This is a genomic window from Pseudomonas sp. UBA2684, from assembly GCA_002354655.1.
Taxonomy (GTDB): domain Bacteria; phylum Pseudomonadota; class Gammaproteobacteria; order Pseudomonadales; family Pseudomonadaceae; genus Aquipseudomonas.
In genome coordinates this window covers 1-17,408 of record DELY01000049.1, presented here as the reverse complement: position 1 = coordinate 17,408, position 17,408 = coordinate 1, and the positions used below count along the sequence as shown (strand labels likewise).

Genomic DNA, 17,408 nt, shown 5'->3' with positions numbered 1-17,408 from the left:
GACGTGTTGCAGGAGAAGCCGCGCTGTTGTGGGAGCGGATTTATCCGCGAAAATCTTTGAAAACTGAAGATATTTCGCGGCTAAAGCCGCTCCCACGTGACGGCGGTCTGCATCAACAGTTAACCGGTACAGAGCCAAAAAATAGCCGGGAGCTATTTTTAACGTCGCTGGCGATGGCCCGCAGGGGGGGCCGCCAGGGATGGCAGGCCATAAAGAAATAGGCTTGTTCAGTAGCCCGACACAGAGCGGGTAGCACATCACTTAATGAGGGTAACCGCGTGGAAGCGCTAAAACAGAAGATTCGCGATGAAGGCACCGTGCTCTCGGAGCAGGTGCTCAAGGTCGATGCCTTTCTCAATCACCAGATCGACCCGCGACTGATGCAGCAGATCGGCCACGAGTTTGCCCTGCGCTTCGCCGGCCAAGGCATCACCAAGATCGTCACCATCGAAGCCTCGGGCATCGCCCCGGCGGTGATGGCCGGCCTGGAGCTGGGCGTGCCGGTGATTTTTGCGCGCAAGTATCAGTCGCTGACGCTCAAGGACAACCTGTATATCTCCAAGGTGTTTTCCTTCACCAAGCAGACCGAAAGTACCCTGGCGATTGCCGCCAAGCACCTGACGGCCGCCGACCACGTGCTGCTGGTCGACGACTTCCTCGCCAACGGCCACGCCGCCAAAGCCCTGATCGACCTGATCGGCCAGGCCGGTGCGAGCATCGCCGGGATCGGCGTGGTGATCGAGAAGTCCTTCCAGAACGGCCGCGCCGAACTGGATGCCCAGGGTTATCGGGTCGAGTCGCTGGCGCGAATCAGCTCGCTGCAAGACGGCCACGTCAGCTTCTTGGAATAACCGACCCGGACGGCGGAGCCTCAGCGCGCTGCCGTCGCCTGCAACCCGGCCAGCAGCAGGCGCTGGTAGAGCTCCTCGCGCAGCCCGGCCGGCTCGTCCAGGCCCATGCGCGCCACATGCCGGGGGAACGCCTGTGCGGCCGGCGCATCCAGCGTGGCCTTGCCCAACTCGAAGAGCTCGGTGAGCTTGAATTTGCTTTTCAGCCAGTTCAGCGCACGCAACAACTCGCGCTCCTCGCAGCTGAAATCGCTGCCCAATGGGTATTCGGCGAACAACGCCGGATGCTCGGCGCGCAACGCCTGCAAGCGCTCGGGACGGTTATCGCAAAACCGTGGTTCGAGCTGGAAATCCCTGGGCAGTTTGCCGGCGCGCTGCGCCTGCTCGATCAAGCCGAGCTGAAAGCGCGAGTCGCTGATCGCGAGCAACGCCTCGATCACCTGTGCATCGGTCTTGCCACGCAGGTCGGCGATGCCGTACTCGGTCACCACCATGTCCCGCAGGTGCCGGGGAATGGTGACGTGGCCATACTCCCAGACGATGTTCGAACTGACCTGGCCAGCAGATTCGCGCCAGCTGCGCAGCAGTAGAATCGAGCGCGCGTCGTGCAGGGCATGCGCCTGGGCGACGAAGTTGTACTGCCCGCCGACGCCACTGAGCACGCGCCCGTCTTCCAGTTGATCGGCCACCCCGGCGCCGAGCAGGGTGATGGTGAACGCGCTGTTGATAAACCGCGCATCGCGGCGCTGCAAGCGCTTGAGTTGCTCCTCGCCGTGCAGCTCGTTGATAAAGCAGATGCCGGTCATGCCAAACCGCGCGAGCTGCGCCGCGTCCAGTTCGCGCAAGCGCTGGTAGAAGGCCTGCGGGCCGAGGAAGAAGCCGCCGTGCAGCAGCACGCCGCCCACGGCGGGCCGCAGATGCGCCTGCAAGGCCTGCTGGGTCTGCGGTTCGCTTAACGCGGCCGGCACCTGCAGGCCATCCGGCAGCTGCAGTCGATCGCCCGCCAGTTGCACCTGCGCGGCGAGTAAACCGCTGGCGTGCAACCAGGCCAGCGCCGGCGCATCGACAGCGGGCGCCAGGCCGGCGTCGAGCAAGGCCTGCACGCTGTACGGCCGGCCCTGTTCGTCCAGGGCCCCGGCCAGCGCCAGCTGCTGCACGCGCAACTCGGGGTATACCGCGCGGCGCAATACGCCGGCCTCGGCCAGCGCCAGCAAGCCGCTGACAAACATCTCGCTGCAGCCGTACAGACCGGCGGCAAACGGCGCCAGGCCACCGGTCTTGGCAATCTCGGCAGCCCAGGCGGTGCCCTGCAACTGCGCCAGCAGCGCGCGGTAACCGGGGTTGTCGCCTTGCCGGGCGAGCAGTGCCGCAGTCAGCGCATCGCCCATCGCACCGATGCCAATCTGCAAGGTGCCGCCGTCGCGCACCAGGGTGCTGGCATGCAGGCCAATGCAGTGGTCCTGCACCGCCACCGGCATGTTCGGCGTGGAAAACAGCGTGCTGCGCTCTTCTTCGAGCAGTTGCAGGTCGAAGGTCTCGCGCGGCACCTGCGCCGCGCCGGCCATGTAGGGCAAGGCGCTGTGCACCTGGGCCAGACAGAGGATGGTTGCCCCCGCCGCGCGGCGGGTTGCCAGCAACGGCAGCAGGTCGAGGGTGATATCCGGGTTGCAGCTCAAACTGAAGTGCTGCGGATGCTGTGCATCGACGGCGACCAACTGGGCGAGCAGGTTGAGGCCCTTGTCGTTGAGGTCGCGGGCGACGTGGCTGTAGTTGCTGCTGATGTAATCCTGCTGCGCCGGCGGGCTGTCGAGCAGGCTGCCGGGCTGGAGGAAGAACTGCTCGATGCGTACGTTGGCCGGCAGGCTGTCGCTGTGCAGGTCGGCGAGAAACGCCAGCTCGGGGTAGTCGCCGTAGATGCGCTCGACGAAGGGCTCGAGAAAGCGCTGTTGCAGGCCCTGAGCCGCCCGCGGGCGCCCCAGGCACAAGGCGGTGTAGATGGTCAGCTGCCGCTCAGGCAGCTGCTTGATCCGCGCATACAGTGCATTCACCCAGCGGTTCGGTTTGCCCAGGCCCAGCGGCAAACCCAGGTGAATCGGCCCGTCGATGTCGCGCAAGATGCGCTCGACGGCTTGCTCGATGGAACACAGCGTTGGCATGCGACTCTCCTGAGCGGTCTCTACGCGAATAGTCTGTCGCTTGGAGGGGCTTTAGCCGCGATTGACCTTGAGGGCGCTGACATATCGCGGCTAAAGCCCCTCCCACAAACCTGGTGTGCGGCGTTACACACGGCCTCCTGGCGAATCAGCTTGGACTACAACGGTCCGCGTGTTGCTGCAACGCGTCGCGGAAAACGCAAAAAGCCGCCCGAAGGCGGCTTTTTCACAGCAGAGTCGTGTTACAGGCCCGACATCTTCTGGATTGCTTCACGCAGCTCGTCATCCGAGCAGTCGGCGCAGGTGCCTTTCGGCGGCATGGCGTTGATGCCCGCAATCGCGGTTTTGAGGATTGCGTCCAGGCCGCCTTCCTTGTCCGCACGGGCTTTCCAGGCAGCGGTGTCGCCAATCTTCGGCGCCCCCAGGATGCCTGGAGTGTGGCATGCGCCACAGTGCTTGGTAATGATGTCGTCGGCGGTACGAGCACCACCGCCAGCGACGGCGGCAACGGCGCCAACGCCTTTGCACTCTTCGCCCATCACGCAGACTTCACCGACCGGTTTCAAACGCTCGGCAATCGCTTCGTCGGTCGTGGCCTGAGCAGTCACTGCCCACAGGGCCAATACGGCAGCCGGTGCTACCAGCATCTTCTTAATTAGGTTCACGCGTACACCCTCATCGTGGCTAGTCACGCCCGCGGCCACGGTTTCGCGAGCGGGCGACAGTATAACGAGAAGCCCGCCAAGCCGAAACAACCCAGATTGTCGCAGGGTTATTGGCCGCAGCGGTTGCAGGGACGGCCGCACGCTAAGCGGTGCGGCTTACCCGAGCGAATCAGCGGTACCGATCAGAAGTTCGCCGGTGTGGTTGCGCTGATCAGTTTTGCCGGCGCATCGAACGGATTACGGAAGCGATGCGGCTTGCTGCTTTCGAAGTAGTAGCTGTCGCCGGTTTCGAGCACATAGGCCTCGCTGCCGACCGTCAGCTCCAGACGACCTTCGACCAGCATGCCGGCCTCTTCGCCTTCATGGGTAAGCATCTCGTCGCCGGTATCGGCGCCCGGCGGGTAGGTTTCCGAAAGAAACGCGATGGCGCGGCTGGGATGAGCCTTGCCGACCAGTTTCATGGTCACCGCGCCGTCGGAAATATCGATCAACTCGCCTGCCTTGTAGACGACTTGAGTGGGGTTGTCCTGCTCCACTTCCAGGGAGAAGAACTCCACCAGGGACATGGGAATACCCGCCAACACCTTCTTCAACGAACTGATCGAGGGGCTCACGCTGTTCTTCTCGATCATCGAAATGGTGCTGTTGGTGACGCCCGCCCGCTTGGCGAGTTCACGCTGGGAAAGGCCTTTGAGCTTGCGAATGGATTGCAGTCGAACACCGACGTCCAATGCTGGAGTCCCCCTCGGGAAGATACGGAAAAAGTGCCCGTATCATGGCAACAGCGTTCAGTATTTACAACACCTTGGTTGCAAATCCTCTTCGGCCTGTCGCTCAGCCCTCGGAATAGAGCAGCGGCACGCGGCGCAGGTTGCAAAACAGCTGGTAGGGAATGGTCCCGGCGTGGGCGGCTACGTCGCTGGCGAGGAGGGTTTTGCCCCACAACTCGACGCGACTGCCGAGGCCGGCGGCCGGCAGCTCGCTGAGGTCGACGGTGAGCATGTCCATCGACACACGACCGATCAGCCGGCTCGGCTGGCCGTCGATCAGCACCGGCGTACCGCTCGGCGCATGCCGTGGGTAGCCGTCGGCATAGCCCATGGCGACCACGCCGACGCGGGTCGGCCGCTCGGTCATGAAGCGTGCGCCGTAACCGACCGGCTCGCCGGCCGGCAGTTCGCGCACGCTGATGACTGTCGATTCCAGGCTCATCACCGGTTTGAGCTGCGCGGCCAGGGCCTGCGCCTGCTCAAACGGGGTGGCGCCGTAGAGCATGATGCCGGGGCGCACCCAATCGCTGGGCACCTGTGGCCAACCGAGTACGGCCGGCGAGTTGCGCAGACTGACTTCGGCGACCAAGCCTTGCCGGGCCTGCTCGAACAGCGCCAGTTGTTCGACGCTGCGCGGACAATCCAGCTCGTCGGCACGGGCGAAGTGGCTCATCAGCACGATTTTCGCCACCTTGCCGCTGGCCAATAAGCGTCGATAGGCCGCCTGGTAATCGTCCGGGTGCAGGCCGACGCGGTGCATGCCGCTGTCCAGTTTCAGCCAGACGGTCAGCGGCGTGCGCAGGGCCGCGCGCTCGATGGCCTCCAGCTGCCACAGCGAATGCACCACGCACCACAGGTTGTGCTGCTCGATCAGCGCCAGCTCGTCGGCCTCGAAGAAACCTTCCAGCAGCAGGATCGGCGCCGCGATGCTGGCGGCGCGCAGTTGCAGCGCCTCCTCGATGCAGGCCACGGCGAAGCCATCGGCTTCGCCTGCCAGCGCCTGCGCGCAGCGCACCGCGCCATGCCCGTAGGCGTCCGCCTTGATCACCGCGAGCGCCTTGGCGCCGCTGACTTCACGGGCCAGTCGGTAGTTGTGACGCAGGGCTTGCAGATCGATCAGGGCACGGGCGGGACGCATGGTTTTCTCAGGTTTCAGGCGTATCGGGGCGCAGGCGCCGGGCGGGCGATCAGGCGCAGTTATTGGATGCGGCTGGTGGGCCGGAGCCCACCCTCGGGGGCGCCGCTCAGAGCGCCGCCACCACCATCATTTCCACCAGCACCTCGGGCCGGTACAGCTTCGCCTCGACGCAGGCACGGGCCGCCGCGGCGCCCTCGGCGACCCAGGCGTCGTACTCGGCATTGAGGCCGTCGTAGTGGGCGGCCATGTCCTTGAGGTAGATGGTCACGGAGAGGATGCGGGTCTTGTCGCTGCCGGCCTCGGCCAGCATGCGGTCGATATTGGCCAGGGTTTCACGGGTCTGCTGGCGGATGTCGCCGCTGTAGTCGTCAGCCAACTGGCCGGCGAGGTACACGGTGCCGTTGTGGATAACCACTTCGCTGTAGCGTTTTTCCACATGCAGGCGCTGGATCGGCATAACGGAATCTCCTGGAAAACGGGGGCGCAAAGCCTATCAGGTACGCACCGGCTGCGGCGCAGCCGATACTTCGCTGCGCCGCCGCGAGTAACGTGAAATATCCAGGCCCTCGGCACTGATCTGCGGGCGCCTCGATGCCATCAGGTCGGCGAGGAAACGCCCGGAGCCGCAGGCCATGGTCCAGCCCAGGGTGCCGTGACCGGTATTGAGGAACAGGTTACGCATGCCAGTGGCGCCGACAATCGGCGTGCCATCCGGGGTGGCCGGGCGCAGGCCGGTCCAGAACTCGGCCTGGGTCAGGTCGCCGCCTTGCGGGTAGAGATCGGCGGTGATCATTTCCAGGGTTGCGCGGCGACGCGGGTTGAGGCTCAGGTCGAAACCGGCGATTTCCGCCATGCCGCCGACGCGGATGCGCTTGTCGAAACGGGTGATGGCGACCTTGTAGGTCTCATCGAGAATGGTCGAGCTCGGCGCCATGGCGGCATTGCTGATCGGCACGGTCAGCGAGTAGCCCTTGAGCGGGTACACCGGCGCGCGGATGCCCAACGGCTTGAGCAATTGCGGGCTGAAGCTGCCGAGCGCAAGAACGTAGCGATCCGCAGTTTCCAGCTTGCCATCGATCCACACCCCGTTGATGCGGTCGCCGGCGCAATCCAGGCGCTGGATGTTCTGGCCGAAGCGAAATTCGACGCCCAGTTTCTGCGCCATTTCGGCCAGCTTGTGGGTGAACATCTGGCAATCGCCGGTCTGGTCGTTTGGCAGACGCAATGCGCCGGCCAGCTTGCCGGTGACCGACGCCAGGGCCGGTTCGACGCGGGCGATGCCGGCGCGGTCGAGCAATTCATAGGGCACGCCGGACTGCTGGAGCACGGCGATGTCCTTGGCGGCGTTGTCCAACTGCGCCTGGGTGCGGAACAGCTGGGTGGTGCCCAGGCTACGGCCCTCGTAGGCGATACCGGTTTCCGCGCGCAGTTCGTCGAGGCAGTCGCGGCTGTACTCGGACAGGCGCACCATGCGCTCCTTGTTCACCGCGTAACGGCTGGCGGTGCAGTTGCGCAGCATCTGCGCCATCCACAGGTATTGGTCGATATCGGCGGTGGCCTTGATCGCCAGCGGTGCGTGCTTTTGCAGCAACCACTTGATGGCTTTCAGCGGCACGCCCGGCGCGGCCCACGGCGAGGCATAGCCCGGCGAGACCTGGCCGGCGTTGGCGAAACTGGTTTCCAGGGCCGGAGCGTTCTGCCGGTCGACCACCACCACTTCGAAGCCCTGGCGCGCCAAGTAGTACGCACTGGCCGTACCAATCACACCACTGCCCAGCACCAGAACCCGCATGTTTTTCTCCTCGCCGCGACGATGCACTGGCGTTTGTTAGCTTGAGAGACGATGGGCGCAGTATAAGAAGCCAGGCCTAGTGCTTTTCACTATATGTAGGCCTATATTTGGCGAGAATTCTCGGCAAAAATCGCTTTCACGGAGGGGCATCCCCCATGCGCACCCAACATCAGAGCCGTCGCGAACTGGATAAAATCGACCGCAATATCCTGCGCATCCTGCAAGAAGATGGGCGCATCAGCTTCACCGAGCTGGGCGAGCGCGTCGGCCTGTCGACCACGCCGTGCACCGAGCGGGTACGCCGCCTGGAGCGCGAAGGCATCATCATGGGCTACCACGCCCGCCTCAACCCGCAGAACCTCAAAGCCAGTCTGCTGGTATTCGTCGAGATCAGCCTGGACTACAAGTCCGGCGATACCTTCGAGGAATTCCGCCGCGCCGTGCTCAAGCTGCCGCATGTGCTCGAATGCCACCTGGTGTCCGGCGACTTCGACTACCTGGTGAAAGCGCGGATCAACGAGATGGCCAGCTACCGCAAACTGCTCGGCGACATCCTGCTCAAGCTGCCGCATGTGCGCGAATCGAAGAGCTACATCGTCATGGAAGAAGTCAAAGAAAGCCTGAGCCTGCCGATTGCCGACTAGCCCAACGAGGCAGTCGTGGCGGACATGGCGCAGCCTTGTCCGCGGCGGCAAAGCAAGGCGGACAAGCCTGGCGGCATGTCCGCCCTACAGGTAGAGCAATCCGTGTCCGACTACACCAGCACGTCGGTTGGTGTTGAGGCGCGTAGCGCCGAAGCCCAACGAGGCCGTCGTAGGGTGGACATGGCGCAGCCTTGTCCGCGGCGGCAAACCAAGGCGGACAAGCCTGGCGGCATCTCCGCCCTACAGGTAGAGCAATCCGTATCCGACTACACCAGCACGTCGGTTGGTGTTGAGGCGCGCAGCGCCGAAGCCCAACGAGGCCGTCGTAGGGTGGACATGGCGCAGCCTTGTCCGCCAGCGGCAAACCAAGGCGGACAAGCCTGGCGGCATCTCCGCCCTACAGATAGAGCAATCCGTGTCCGACTACACCAGCACGTCGGTTGGTGTTGAGGCGCCCAGCGCCGAAGCCCAACGAGGCCGTCGTAGGGTGGACATGGCGCAGCCTTGTCCACCGGCGGCAAACCAAGGCGGACAAGCCTGGCGGCATGTCCGCCCTACAGGTAGAGCAATGCGTGTCCGACTACACCAGCACCTGGCGGGTGCTGGCGATCAGTTGGTGCACCTGTTTTTCCACCGCCACGTCGGTCATCTGCTCCGGGCCCTGGCCGCGCGGGCACGGCAAGCTGGCGGTGGTGCCGAACAGGCGGCAGATCAGCGGCCGCTGGCCGTACACCTGGCAGCCTTGCGGGCCGAGGTGCACGCAGTTGTACTCGGCCAGCGCGGCCGCCTGCTCGGCGGTGCTCTTGCGCGGCAACCGCGACATCTCTTCGGACGAGGCCGTCACCGGGCCGCAGCAATCGTGGCAACCGGGTACGCAGTCGAAACGCGGAATCTGCAAACGCAGGTGGTCGATCTTGCGGCGGGTGCAACTCATTGGGCGGCGTCCTGGAGAAATCCCGCGCATCTTACCCTTGCCCGCCAGCCGAAAGCGCTGGAGCGCCGTATATGCCGACGCAAGTACAGTTTTTTGCAGCGCCCCCTTGGCGACAAGCCAAGCTCGCGCTTATCCTGCGTAAAATTTTCCAAACACAATAATCAGGATTCCACACATGAACGCCCGCGTTCACCAGCCGGTTCACAGCCCCCAGCACGCCGCTTCCTACTACGCCGCCAGTTGCAATCGCCAACTGGCCTACCCGCCTCTGCGCGGCGAGGTGCGCGCCGACGTATGCATTGTCGGCGGCGGCTTTTCCGGGCTGAACAGCGCCATCGAGCTGGCGCAGAAAGGCTTCTCGGTGGTGCTGCTGGAAGCGCACAAGATCGGCTGGGGCGCCAGCGGGCGCAATGGCGGGCAACTGATTCGCGGGGTCGGCCACGGTGTCGAGCAGTTCGAGCCGGTGATCGGCGCCGACGGGGTGCGCGAGCTGAAACTGATGGGCCTGGAGGCGGTGGAGATCGTCCGTCGTCGGGTTGCACAGTTCAATATCGACTGCGACCTGACCTGGGGCTACTGCGACCTGGCCAATAAGCCGCGCGACCTCGCCGGCTTCGCCGAAGACGCCGCCGAACTGCGCAGCCTCGGCTACCGCCACGAGTTACGCCTGCTGCAACCGCAACAAATGCACGAAGTGGTCGGCTCGAACCGGTACGTCGGCGGCCTGATCGACATGGGCTCCGGCCATCTGCACCCGCTCAACCTGGCCCTCGGTGAAGCCGCGGCGGCGCAGGCGCTGGGCGTGCAGCTGTTCGAGGATTCGGCCGTGACACGCATCGACTATGGCCCGCAGGTCAAGGTGCACACCGCCCAGGGCGTGGTGCGCGCGACCAACCTGGTGCTCGGCTGCAACGCCTACCTGGGCGACCTCAACCCGACCCTGGGCGGCAAGGTGTTACCGGCCGGCAGCTACATCATCGCCACCGAACCGCTTGCCGAAGCCGAAGCACGGGCGATCATTCCGCAGAACATGGCGCTATGCGACCAGCGCGTAGCCCTGGATTACTACCGCCTGTCCGCCGACCGGCGCCTGCTGTTCGGCGGCGCCTGTCACTATTCCGGGCGCGATCCAGCGGACATCGCCGGCTATATGCGGCCGAAAATGCTGGAAGTCTTCCCGCACCTGACGGACGTGAAGATCGACTACCAGTGGGGTGGGATGATCGGCATTGGCGCCAACCGCTTGCCGCAGATCGGCCGCCTCAAGGACCAGGCCAACGTGTTCTACGCCCAGGCCTACTCCGGCCACGGGGTCAACGCCACGCACCTGGCCGGCAAGCTGCTCGGCGAGGCCATCGCCGGCCAGGAGAGCCGTGGCTTCGACCTGTTCGCCCGGGTGCCGCACATGACCTTCCCCGGCGGCAAGTACCTGCGCTCGCCGCTGCTGGCCATGGGCATGGCCTGGCACCGCCTGAAAGAGCTGCTGTAACGGCTGCCGGCGCTGGCCGGCAGCGCCTGCGTCAGCAGGTCCAGAACGGCCGCAAGGCTTCGCGGTTGGCCTCGCCGCGGGTCAGGCCGATGTCGCGCAACTGCGCATCGGTCAGCCTGAGCAGCGCCCGGCGGGTATGCAGCCGGCGCCAGAACAGCAACCAACGCGACTCACCTGGCGCCTGCGCCGGACGGCGGCTTGCCACCGCCACCCGGGCACTGTCCGCCAGTTCTTGAGCCACCAGTGTCAGCCTTGCATCGCCAAGCCCGTTCATCACCTTTCTCCTGCGCGAAAGCACGTTGGGAGATCATGATGAGCCTCGGCAAAAAAGCATGACAGATTCAAAAATATCTTATTAACTCCATACAGATTCGACCTTAATCGGCTGAATCAAGGATTTTCAACGAATCTGTACTGGTTCACTGGGTAGCAAGCATCCTCCACGGGCAACTGTCATGACCCTCTACGTCAACCTCGCCGACCAGCTCGGCGCGCGCATCGAGCAAGGCCTGTACCGTCCCGGCGACCGTTTGCCGTCGGTGCGCGCGCTGAGCCTGGAACACGGCGTCAGCCTGAGCACGGTGCAGCAGGCCTACCGCCACCTGGAAGACCAGGGCCTGGCCACGCCACGGCCGAAGTCCGGTTATTTCGTGCCAATTGCCCGGGAAAAGCCGCAGCTACCGATGGTCAGCCGCGCGGCGCAACGGCCGGTGGAGGTGTCGCAGTGGGACCAGGTGCTGGAGCTGATCAGCATCGCCCCCGGCGGCGATGTCATACAGTTGGGCCGCGGTATGCCCGACATCAGCAGCCCGACCCTGAAACCCTTGCTGCGCACCCTCTCGCGCCTGAGCCGCCGCCAGGAGCTCAAAGAGCTGAGCTATGGCTGCCTGCATGGCGACCCCGGTCTGCGCCAGCAGGTGTCGCGGCTGATGCTCGACTCCGGCTGCCAGATCCCCTACCAGGACATCGTCATCACCACCGGCTGCCACGAAGCGCTGTCGTCGGCCATCCGCGCGGTGTGCCAACCGGGCGATATCGTCGCGGTCGACTCGCCGAGCTTCCACGGCGTGATGCAGGCGCTCAAGGGCTTCGGCATGAAAGCCCTGGAACTGCCCACCGATCCGCTCAGCGGGATCAGCCTGGAGGCCCTGGAACTGGCCCTGGAGCAATGGCCGATCAAGGCCATCCAGCTCACCCCGAACTGCAACAACCCGCTCGGCTACATCATGCCGGAGGCCAACAAGCGCGCGCTGCTGGCCCTCGCACAACGCTATGACGTGGCGATCATCGAAGACGATGTCTACGGCGAGCTGGCCTACACCTACCCGCGCCCGCGCAGCATCAAGTCCTATGACGACGACGGCCGCGTGCTGCTCTGCAGCTCGTTCTCCAAGACCCTGGCGCCCGGCCTGCGGATCGGCTGGATCGCCCCGGGGCGCTACCAGCAGCAGGTGCTGCACCTGAAGTACATCGGCACCGGCATGAGCACCCAGCTGCCGCAACTGGCGCTGGCCGAGTTCATCGAAGGTGGCTATTACGAGCCGCACCTGCGGCGCATGCGCAACCAGTACGCGCGCGGCCTGGAGCAGATGGTCGACTGGGTCAGCCGCTATTTCCCGGCCGGCACCCGGGTCAGCCAGCCGCGTGGCGGCTTCATGCTCTGGATCGAATTGCCGGCCGGCTTCGACAGCCAGCGGCTGAACCGCCTGCTGCTGCCGCACAAGGTACAAATCGCTCCGGGCAGCATCTTTTCCGCGGCGGGCAAGTACCGCAACTGCTTGCGCATCAACTATGCGGTCAAGCCCAGCGCGCCGCTTGAGGACGCGGTGCGCCGGGTCGGCGAGTGCGTCGCCCAGTTGCTCGCGGAGCTGAACCCACCGTACTAGTGGCGCGACAATCATGAAATGTCGAAACCCTGTAGGGTGGGTCGGGCCGCGCAGGTTAGCGGCGCCAAGTGCTGAGCGACAGGCACCACCCTCATGGCGCGCCGCGTAACCCACCAAGCGCCCGGCGCCTACGCAAACGTGACACGCCCCTAGTCGCCGCGCGCCGAGCCGGTCGACGCGACGGTGCCGAGCGGCTCGGCAAACTCCGTCCCCCGCCAGGCCAGCACCACAAAAATCGCCGCGCCGAGGGCCATCAGCAGCGGCAGGGCATGACCGCTGACCCACTGGCTGACCGCGCCGGTGGCCAGCGGGCCGATCAGGCAGCCCAGGCCCCACAACTGCGCGACGTGGGCGTTGGCGCGCACCAGCGCGTCGTCGCGGTAACGCTCGCCGATCAGGATCAGCGACAGGGTGAACAGCCCGCCGGCGCTGGCGCCGAACAGCACCAGCACCGGCCAGATCAGCGGCGTGTGCAACAGCAGCGGAATCGCCAGGCTGGAACCCAGCAGAATCACCCCGCAGCCACGGAACAGGGTGCGCCGCGACATGCGATCCGCCAGCAGGCCAATCGGCAATTGCAGGGCGGCATCGCCCACCACCACCACGCTGACCATGAACAGCGCGACCTCCTGGGTAAAGCCCTGGCGCAGGCCGTAGATCGGCAACAGGGTCAGCATCATCGCCTCGAACGCGGCGAACAGCATCACCGCCCAGGCAATCGCCGGCAGCTTGCGGCAGAACGCCGGCAGGCCACGCCCCGAAGCACTGCGCGCATCGACCCTGGGCGCGCCGGTGCGGCCCAAGAGGATCAACGAACCGCCGATCAGCAGGCCGACGCCGGTCCAGAAACCCAGGTCGCTGCTGGTGCCCAGGGCGGTCAGCAACAGCGGCCCACACAGCTGGCTCAGCGCATAGCCGGTGCCATACAGCGCCACCAGGCGCCCGCGCCACTTCTCCACGGCCAACTGGTTGATCCAGCTTTCGCCGAGGATAAACACCACGGTCAACGCCACGCCGATCAGCAGGCGCAACAGCAGCCACACCGCATAGCTCTGCACCAGCGCCAGCAGCCCCACGGACAGCGCGCCCGCCAGCAGGCACAGCTGCATCAACCGGGTGGTGCCCAGGCGCGCGGCCAAGCGGCCGGCCAGCGACGCGCCGAGCAACACGCCCACCGCCGGAGTCGCCGCCATCACCCCGATGGCGAAGGAGTCGTAGCCCCAGCTCTCCAGGCGCAACGACACCAGCGGCATGGTCACGCCCAGCGCCAGACCGATGCTGATGACCGCCGCACAGACCGCAAAATAGGTACCCCACCGCATTGCCAGACTCCTTTTTGTCGTGGCCGTGAGACAAAACAAAACGGCCGGGTTTCCCAAGGAAACCCGGCCGCAGGTGTGGCTATCAGCAGCCTGTCGGACTTGACTCTGTTCTACCGCGGTCAAGTCCGACAGGTTGCTTGAGCCGGCCCTCCTTCTGGAGAGCGGACCTTGTTGGGCGGTTACCCGCCCGAAATCAGAGCTTGATCCAGGTGGCTTTCAGTTCGGTGTACTTGTCGAAGGCGTGCAGCGACTTGTCGCGGCCGTTGCCGGACTGCTTGAAGCCGCCGAACGGCGCGGTCATGTCGCCACCGTCGTACTGGTTGACCCACACGCTGCCGGCGCGCAGCGCCTTGGCGGTGAGGTGGGCTTTCGACAGGTTGCTGGTCCATACCGCAGCGGCCAGCCCGTACGGCGTGTCGTTGGCGATGGCCACGGCCTCTTCGGTATTGTCGAAGCCGATCACCGAGAGCACCGGGCCGAAGATCTCTTCGCGGGCGATGCGCATGGCGTTGTCCACGCCGTCAAAGATGGTCGGCTCGACGTAGGTGCCGCCGGTCTCTTCCATCACGCGCTTGCCGCCGGCCACCAGTTTGGCGCCATCGTCGTGGCCGGCCTGGATGTAGCTCAGCACGTTGTTCATCTGGGTGGTGTCGACCAGCGCGCCGACGTTGGTCGCCGGGTCCAGCGGGTTGCCCGGTTTCCAGGCCTTGATCGCCTCGACCACCATCGGCACGAATTGTTCTTTGATCGAGTTTTCCACCAGCAGGCGCGAGCCGGCGGTACACACCTCGCCCTGGTTGAAGGCGATCGCGCCCGCTGCGGCTTCGGCGGCGGCCTGTAGGTCCGGGGCATCGGCAAACACGATGTTCGGGCTCTTGCCGCCGGCCTCCAGCCACACGCGCTTCATGTTCGATTCACCGGCATAGACCATCAGTTGCTTGGCGATCTTGGTCGAACCGGTGAACACCAGGGTATCGACGTCCATGTGCAGGGCCAACGCCTTACCCACGGTGTGGCCGAAGCCCGGCAGCACGTTGAACACCCCGGCCGGGATGCCGGCCTCGATGGCCAGTTGCGCCAGACGAATGGCGGTCAGCGGCGATTTTTCCGACGGTTTGAGGATCACCGAATTGCCGGTGGACAGCGCCGGACCGAGCTTCCAGCAGCTCATCAGCAGCGGGAAGTTCCACGGCACGATAGCCGCGACCACACCAATCGGCTCACGGGTCACCAGGCCCAGTTCGTTGTGCGGGGTGGCGGCCACTTCGTCGTAAATTTTGTCGATCGCCTCGCCGCTCCAGCGGATCGAGCGCGCGGCGCTGGACACGTCGATGCTCAGCGAGTCGCTGATCGGCTTGCCCATGTCCAGGGTTTCCAGCAGCGCCAGCTCTTCGCCATGCTGCTCGATCAGCTCGGCGAAGCGGATCATCACGTCCTTGCGCGCCACCGGTGCCAGGCGCGACCACACACCGGAATCGAAGGTCTTGCGCGCATCCTGCACCGCCACTTCGGCGTCGGCCAGGTCGCAGCTGGCGACCAGCGCCAGCAGGCGCCCGTCCACCGGGCTGATGCACTCGAAGGTCGCACCGGACGCCGCCGCGCGGTACGCCCCGTGAATAAAGGCACGGCCTTCGATTTTCAGGGCAGTGGCGCGTTGTTCCCAGTCGGCGCGAGTCAGGCTAGTCATGCGAGCATCCTCTATCGGTAAAAAGTGCCGCGGGTTTGACGCGCGCACTGTCAATAATTCTGCAAGGCCTTTACCGGCCAAATCCTGCTGGCAACACTAAACCAGAGGGCTGCACCTTTTCAATATTTTTTACAGAGGCAACTAAAACCCCCTTGTCATGTTCGTTTTATTAAACATAGACTGCGCAAAATCGTTCACCGCCCCCTTTCTTCGCGCGTCCGGATGACCAGCATGACAACCGATAACAACCCGCAACCGAACAGAAAAACCAACACCCTCGACGATTTCTGGATGCCGTTCACCGCCAACCGCCAGTTCAAGGCCAAGCCGCGCCTGCTGGAAAGCGCCGCAGGCATGTACTTCACCGCCGACGACGGCCGCCAGGTATTGGACGGCACCGCCGGGCTGTGGTGCTGCAACGCCGGTCACGGTCGTCGGGAAATCACCGAGGCGGTGAGCAAGCAGATCGCCAAGCTGGACTTTGCGCCAACCTTCCAGATGGGTCACCCGCTGCCGTTCGAACTGGCCAGCCGTCTGGCCGAGATCGCCCCGGCGGGCCTGAACAAGGTGTTCTTCACCAACTCCGGCTCGGAATCGGCCGACACCGCACTGAAGATCGCCCTGGCCTACCAGCGCGCCATCGGCCAAGGCACCCGCACCCGCCTGATCGGCCGCGAGCTGGGCTACCACGGCGTCGGCTTCGGCGGCATCTCGGTCGGCGGCATGGTCAACAACCGCAAAGCCTTCCCCGTGCAACTGCCCGGCGTCGACCACCTGCCACATACCCTGGATATCGCCCGCAACGCCTTCAGCAAGGGCCTGCCGGAATTCGGCATCGACAAAGCCGACGAGCTGGAGCGCCTGGTCGCCCTGCACGGCGCCGAGAACATCGCGGCGGTGATCGTCGAACCGCTGTCTGGCTCGGCCGGCGTGGTGCTGCCGCCAGTGGGCTACCTGCAACGCCTGCGCGAAATCACCAAAAAACACGGCATTCTGCTGATCTTCGACGAAGTGATCACCGGCTTCGGCCGCGTCGGCAAGGCCTTCGCCGCCCAGCGCTGGGGCGTCACCCCGGACCTCATCACCTGCGCCAAGGGCCTGACCAACGGCGCCATCCCGATGGGCGCCGTGTTCGCCGACGAACGTATCTATGAGGCCTTTATGCAAGGCCCGGACGGCATTGAGCTGTTCCACGGCTACACCTACTCCGGCCACCCGGTAGCCTGCGCGGCAGCCCTGGCGACACTCGACATCTACGCCCGCGACCGCCTGTTCGACCAGGCCATCGAGCTGGAAGGCTACTGGCAGGACGCCCTGCACAGCCTGCGCGACCTGCCCAACGTGATCGACATCCGCGCCATCGGCCTGGTCGGCGGCGTGCAACTCGCGCCGAACAGCCAGGGTGCCGGCAAACGCGGCTTCCAGGTGTTCGAACAGTGTTTCCAAGACGACCTGCTGGTGCGGGTGACCGGCGACATCATCGCCATGTCGCCGCCGCTGATCGTGGAAAAAGCGCAGATCGACACCTTGGTCGAGAAACTCGCCGACTCGATCCGCGCCGCCAGCTAACCGACCCATCACGGAAAAACCAAGATGAATATCGAACAGATCGTCGACTTCGCCCACGCCAGCACCGCCCCCGAGCACTACCGCCCGGCCGCCGAGAAAGTCCTCAAGGGCGACCCCGAGCAAAGCGTGCGCAACCACTACGGCAGCCCCTGCGGCCAGTTCAACGCCGGCATCTGGGAAGGTGCGGTCGGCCAATGGACGATCAACTATACCGAGCACGAATACTGCGAAATCCTCCAGGGCGTCTCGGTGCTGCGCGATCAGGACGGCAACGCCAAGACCCTGCGCGCCGGCGACCGCTTCGTCATCCCAGCCGGCTTCTCCGGCACCTGGGAAGTGCTGGAAGCCTGCCGCAAGGTCTACGTGATCTTCGAGCAAGCCGCGCGCTGACCCCGCGAGTTCATGCGTCACCCTTTAGCCCGCGCTGAGCGGGCTTTTTTATGGCTCTGTACCCGTTAAGTCTTGATGCAGACCGCCGTCACGTGGGAGCGGCTTTAGCCGCGAAAGATCT

The 17,408-nt window shown here is 64.9% G+C and carries 17 protein-coding genes; 7 read left to right on the top strand and 10 right to left on the bottom strand.

Annotated elements, in window-relative coordinates; all coding sequences use genetic code 11:
• A partial coding sequence (locus B3M58_RS17670) for a hypothetical protein (RefSeq protein ID WP_296221084.1) occupies positions 1 to 221 on the top strand: 221 nt, incomplete at its 5' end.
• Between the two features lie 57 nt (positions 222 to 278).
• Positions 279 to 851 (top strand): xanthine phosphoribosyltransferase, encoded by a 573-nt coding sequence (locus B3M58_RS17665; RefSeq protein ID WP_296221082.1) that lies wholly within the window; start codon positions 279 to 281, stop codon positions 849 to 851.
• A 20-nt stretch (positions 852 to 871) separates the two neighbouring features.
• On the opposite strand, the gene B3M58_RS17660 is transcribed toward B3M58_RS17665, so the two are convergent.
• The 6 genes from B3M58_RS17660 to dadA form a co-directional block, all read right to left on the bottom strand.
• Positions 872 to 3,004: an acetyl-CoA hydrolase/transferase C-terminal domain-containing protein gene (locus B3M58_RS17660; RefSeq protein WP_296221081.1), complete on the bottom strand. Its 2,133-nt coding sequence runs from the start codon at positions 3,002 to 3,004 to the stop codon at positions 872 to 874.
• Positions 3,005 to 3,243: 239 nt separating this feature from the next.
• Entirely contained in the window at positions 3,244 to 3,666 is a 423-nt protein-coding gene (locus B3M58_RS17655) for a c-type cytochrome (protein ID WP_296221079.1), read from the bottom strand.
• Between the two features lie 182 nt (positions 3,667 to 3,848).
• Positions 3,849 to 4,397, bottom strand: a complete 549-nt coding sequence (locus tag B3M58_RS17650) for a cupin domain-containing protein (protein WP_296221076.1) — start codon at positions 4,395 to 4,397, stop codon at positions 3,849 to 3,851.
• Positions 4,398 to 4,500: 103 nt separating this feature from the next.
• Positions 4,501 to 5,574 (bottom strand): alanine racemase, encoded by a 1,074-nt coding sequence (gene alr, locus B3M58_RS17645; protein ID WP_296221075.1) that lies wholly within the window; start codon positions 5,572 to 5,574, stop codon positions 4,501 to 4,503.
• A 106-nt stretch (positions 5,575 to 5,680) separates the two neighbouring features.
• The gene (locus B3M58_RS17640) at positions 5,681 to 6,031 is read right to left on the bottom strand and encodes a RidA family protein (protein WP_296221074.1); all 351 of its coding nucleotides are present in this window, start codon (positions 6,029 to 6,031) and stop codon (positions 5,681 to 5,683) included.
• Between the two features lie 36 nt (positions 6,032 to 6,067).
• Positions 6,068 to 7,366, bottom strand: a complete 1,299-nt coding sequence (gene dadA / locus B3M58_RS17635; protein ID WP_296221072.1) for a D-amino acid dehydrogenase — start codon at positions 7,364 to 7,366, stop codon at positions 6,068 to 6,070.
• 155 nt (positions 7,367 to 7,521) lie between these two features.
• Between dadA and dadR the strand changes: the two genes are divergently transcribed.
• Complete coding sequence (gene dadR, locus B3M58_RS17630) at positions 7,522 to 8,010, top strand: transcriptional regulator DadR (protein WP_296221071.1); 489 nt, start codon at positions 7,522 to 7,524, stop codon at positions 8,008 to 8,010.
• 580 nt (positions 8,011 to 8,590) lie between these two features.
• On the opposite strand, the gene B3M58_RS17625 is transcribed toward dadR, so the two are convergent.
• Positions 8,591 to 8,944 carry a YkgJ family cysteine cluster protein gene (locus B3M58_RS17625; protein ID WP_296221068.1) on the bottom strand — a complete coding sequence of 118 codons (354 nt, stop codon included), beginning with the start codon at positions 8,942 to 8,944 and terminating at the stop codon, positions 8,591 to 8,593.
• Between the two features lie 175 nt (positions 8,945 to 9,119).
• Here B3M58_RS17625 and B3M58_RS17620 point away from each other — a divergent pair, with 175 nt between their 5' ends.
• A complete protein-coding gene (locus tag B3M58_RS17620) occupies positions 9,120 to 10,433 on the top strand; it encodes an NAD(P)/FAD-dependent oxidoreductase (RefSeq protein ID WP_296221066.1) in 1,314 nt (437 codons plus the stop codon).
• Between the two features lie 31 nt (positions 10,434 to 10,464).
• Here the strand turns inward: B3M58_RS17620 and B3M58_RS17615 are convergent, their stop codons facing one another.
• On the bottom strand, positions 10,465 to 10,707 hold the full coding sequence (locus tag B3M58_RS17615) for a DUF1127 domain-containing protein (RefSeq protein WP_296221065.1): 243 nt from the start codon (positions 10,705 to 10,707) through the stop codon (positions 10,465 to 10,467).
• A 181-nt stretch (positions 10,708 to 10,888) separates the two neighbouring features.
• Here B3M58_RS17615 and B3M58_RS17610 point away from each other — a divergent pair, with 181 nt between their 5' ends.
• A complete protein-coding gene (locus B3M58_RS17610; protein ID WP_296221063.1) occupies positions 10,889 to 12,319 on the top strand; it encodes a PLP-dependent aminotransferase family protein in 1,431 nt (476 codons plus the stop codon).
• 149 nt (positions 12,320 to 12,468) lie between these two features.
• Here the strand turns inward: B3M58_RS17610 and B3M58_RS17605 are convergent, their stop codons facing one another.
• Both B3M58_RS17605 and B3M58_RS17600 read right to left on the bottom strand, forming a co-directional pair.
• Complete coding sequence (locus tag B3M58_RS17605; protein WP_296221061.1) at positions 12,469 to 13,641, bottom strand: MFS transporter; 1,173 nt, start codon at positions 13,639 to 13,641, stop codon at positions 12,469 to 12,471.
• A gap of 193 nt (positions 13,642 to 13,834) precedes the next feature.
• Entirely contained in the window at positions 13,835 to 15,328 is a 1,494-nt protein-coding gene (locus B3M58_RS17600) for an aldehyde dehydrogenase (RefSeq protein ID WP_296221060.1), read from the bottom strand.
• A gap of 231 nt (positions 15,329 to 15,559) precedes the next feature.
• Here B3M58_RS17600 and B3M58_RS17595 point away from each other — a divergent pair, with 231 nt between their 5' ends.
• Positions 15,560 to 16,897, top strand: coding sequence for an aspartate aminotransferase family protein (locus tag B3M58_RS17595; RefSeq protein ID WP_296221059.1), 1,338 nt, complete (start codon positions 15,560 to 15,562; stop codon positions 16,895 to 16,897).
• 24 nt (positions 16,898 to 16,921) lie between these two features.
• Complete coding sequence (locus B3M58_RS17590) at positions 16,922 to 17,287, top strand: cupin domain-containing protein (protein ID WP_296221058.1); 366 nt, start codon at positions 16,922 to 16,924, stop codon at positions 17,285 to 17,287.
• The last annotated feature ends 121 nt before the right edge of the window (positions 17,288 to 17,408 follow it).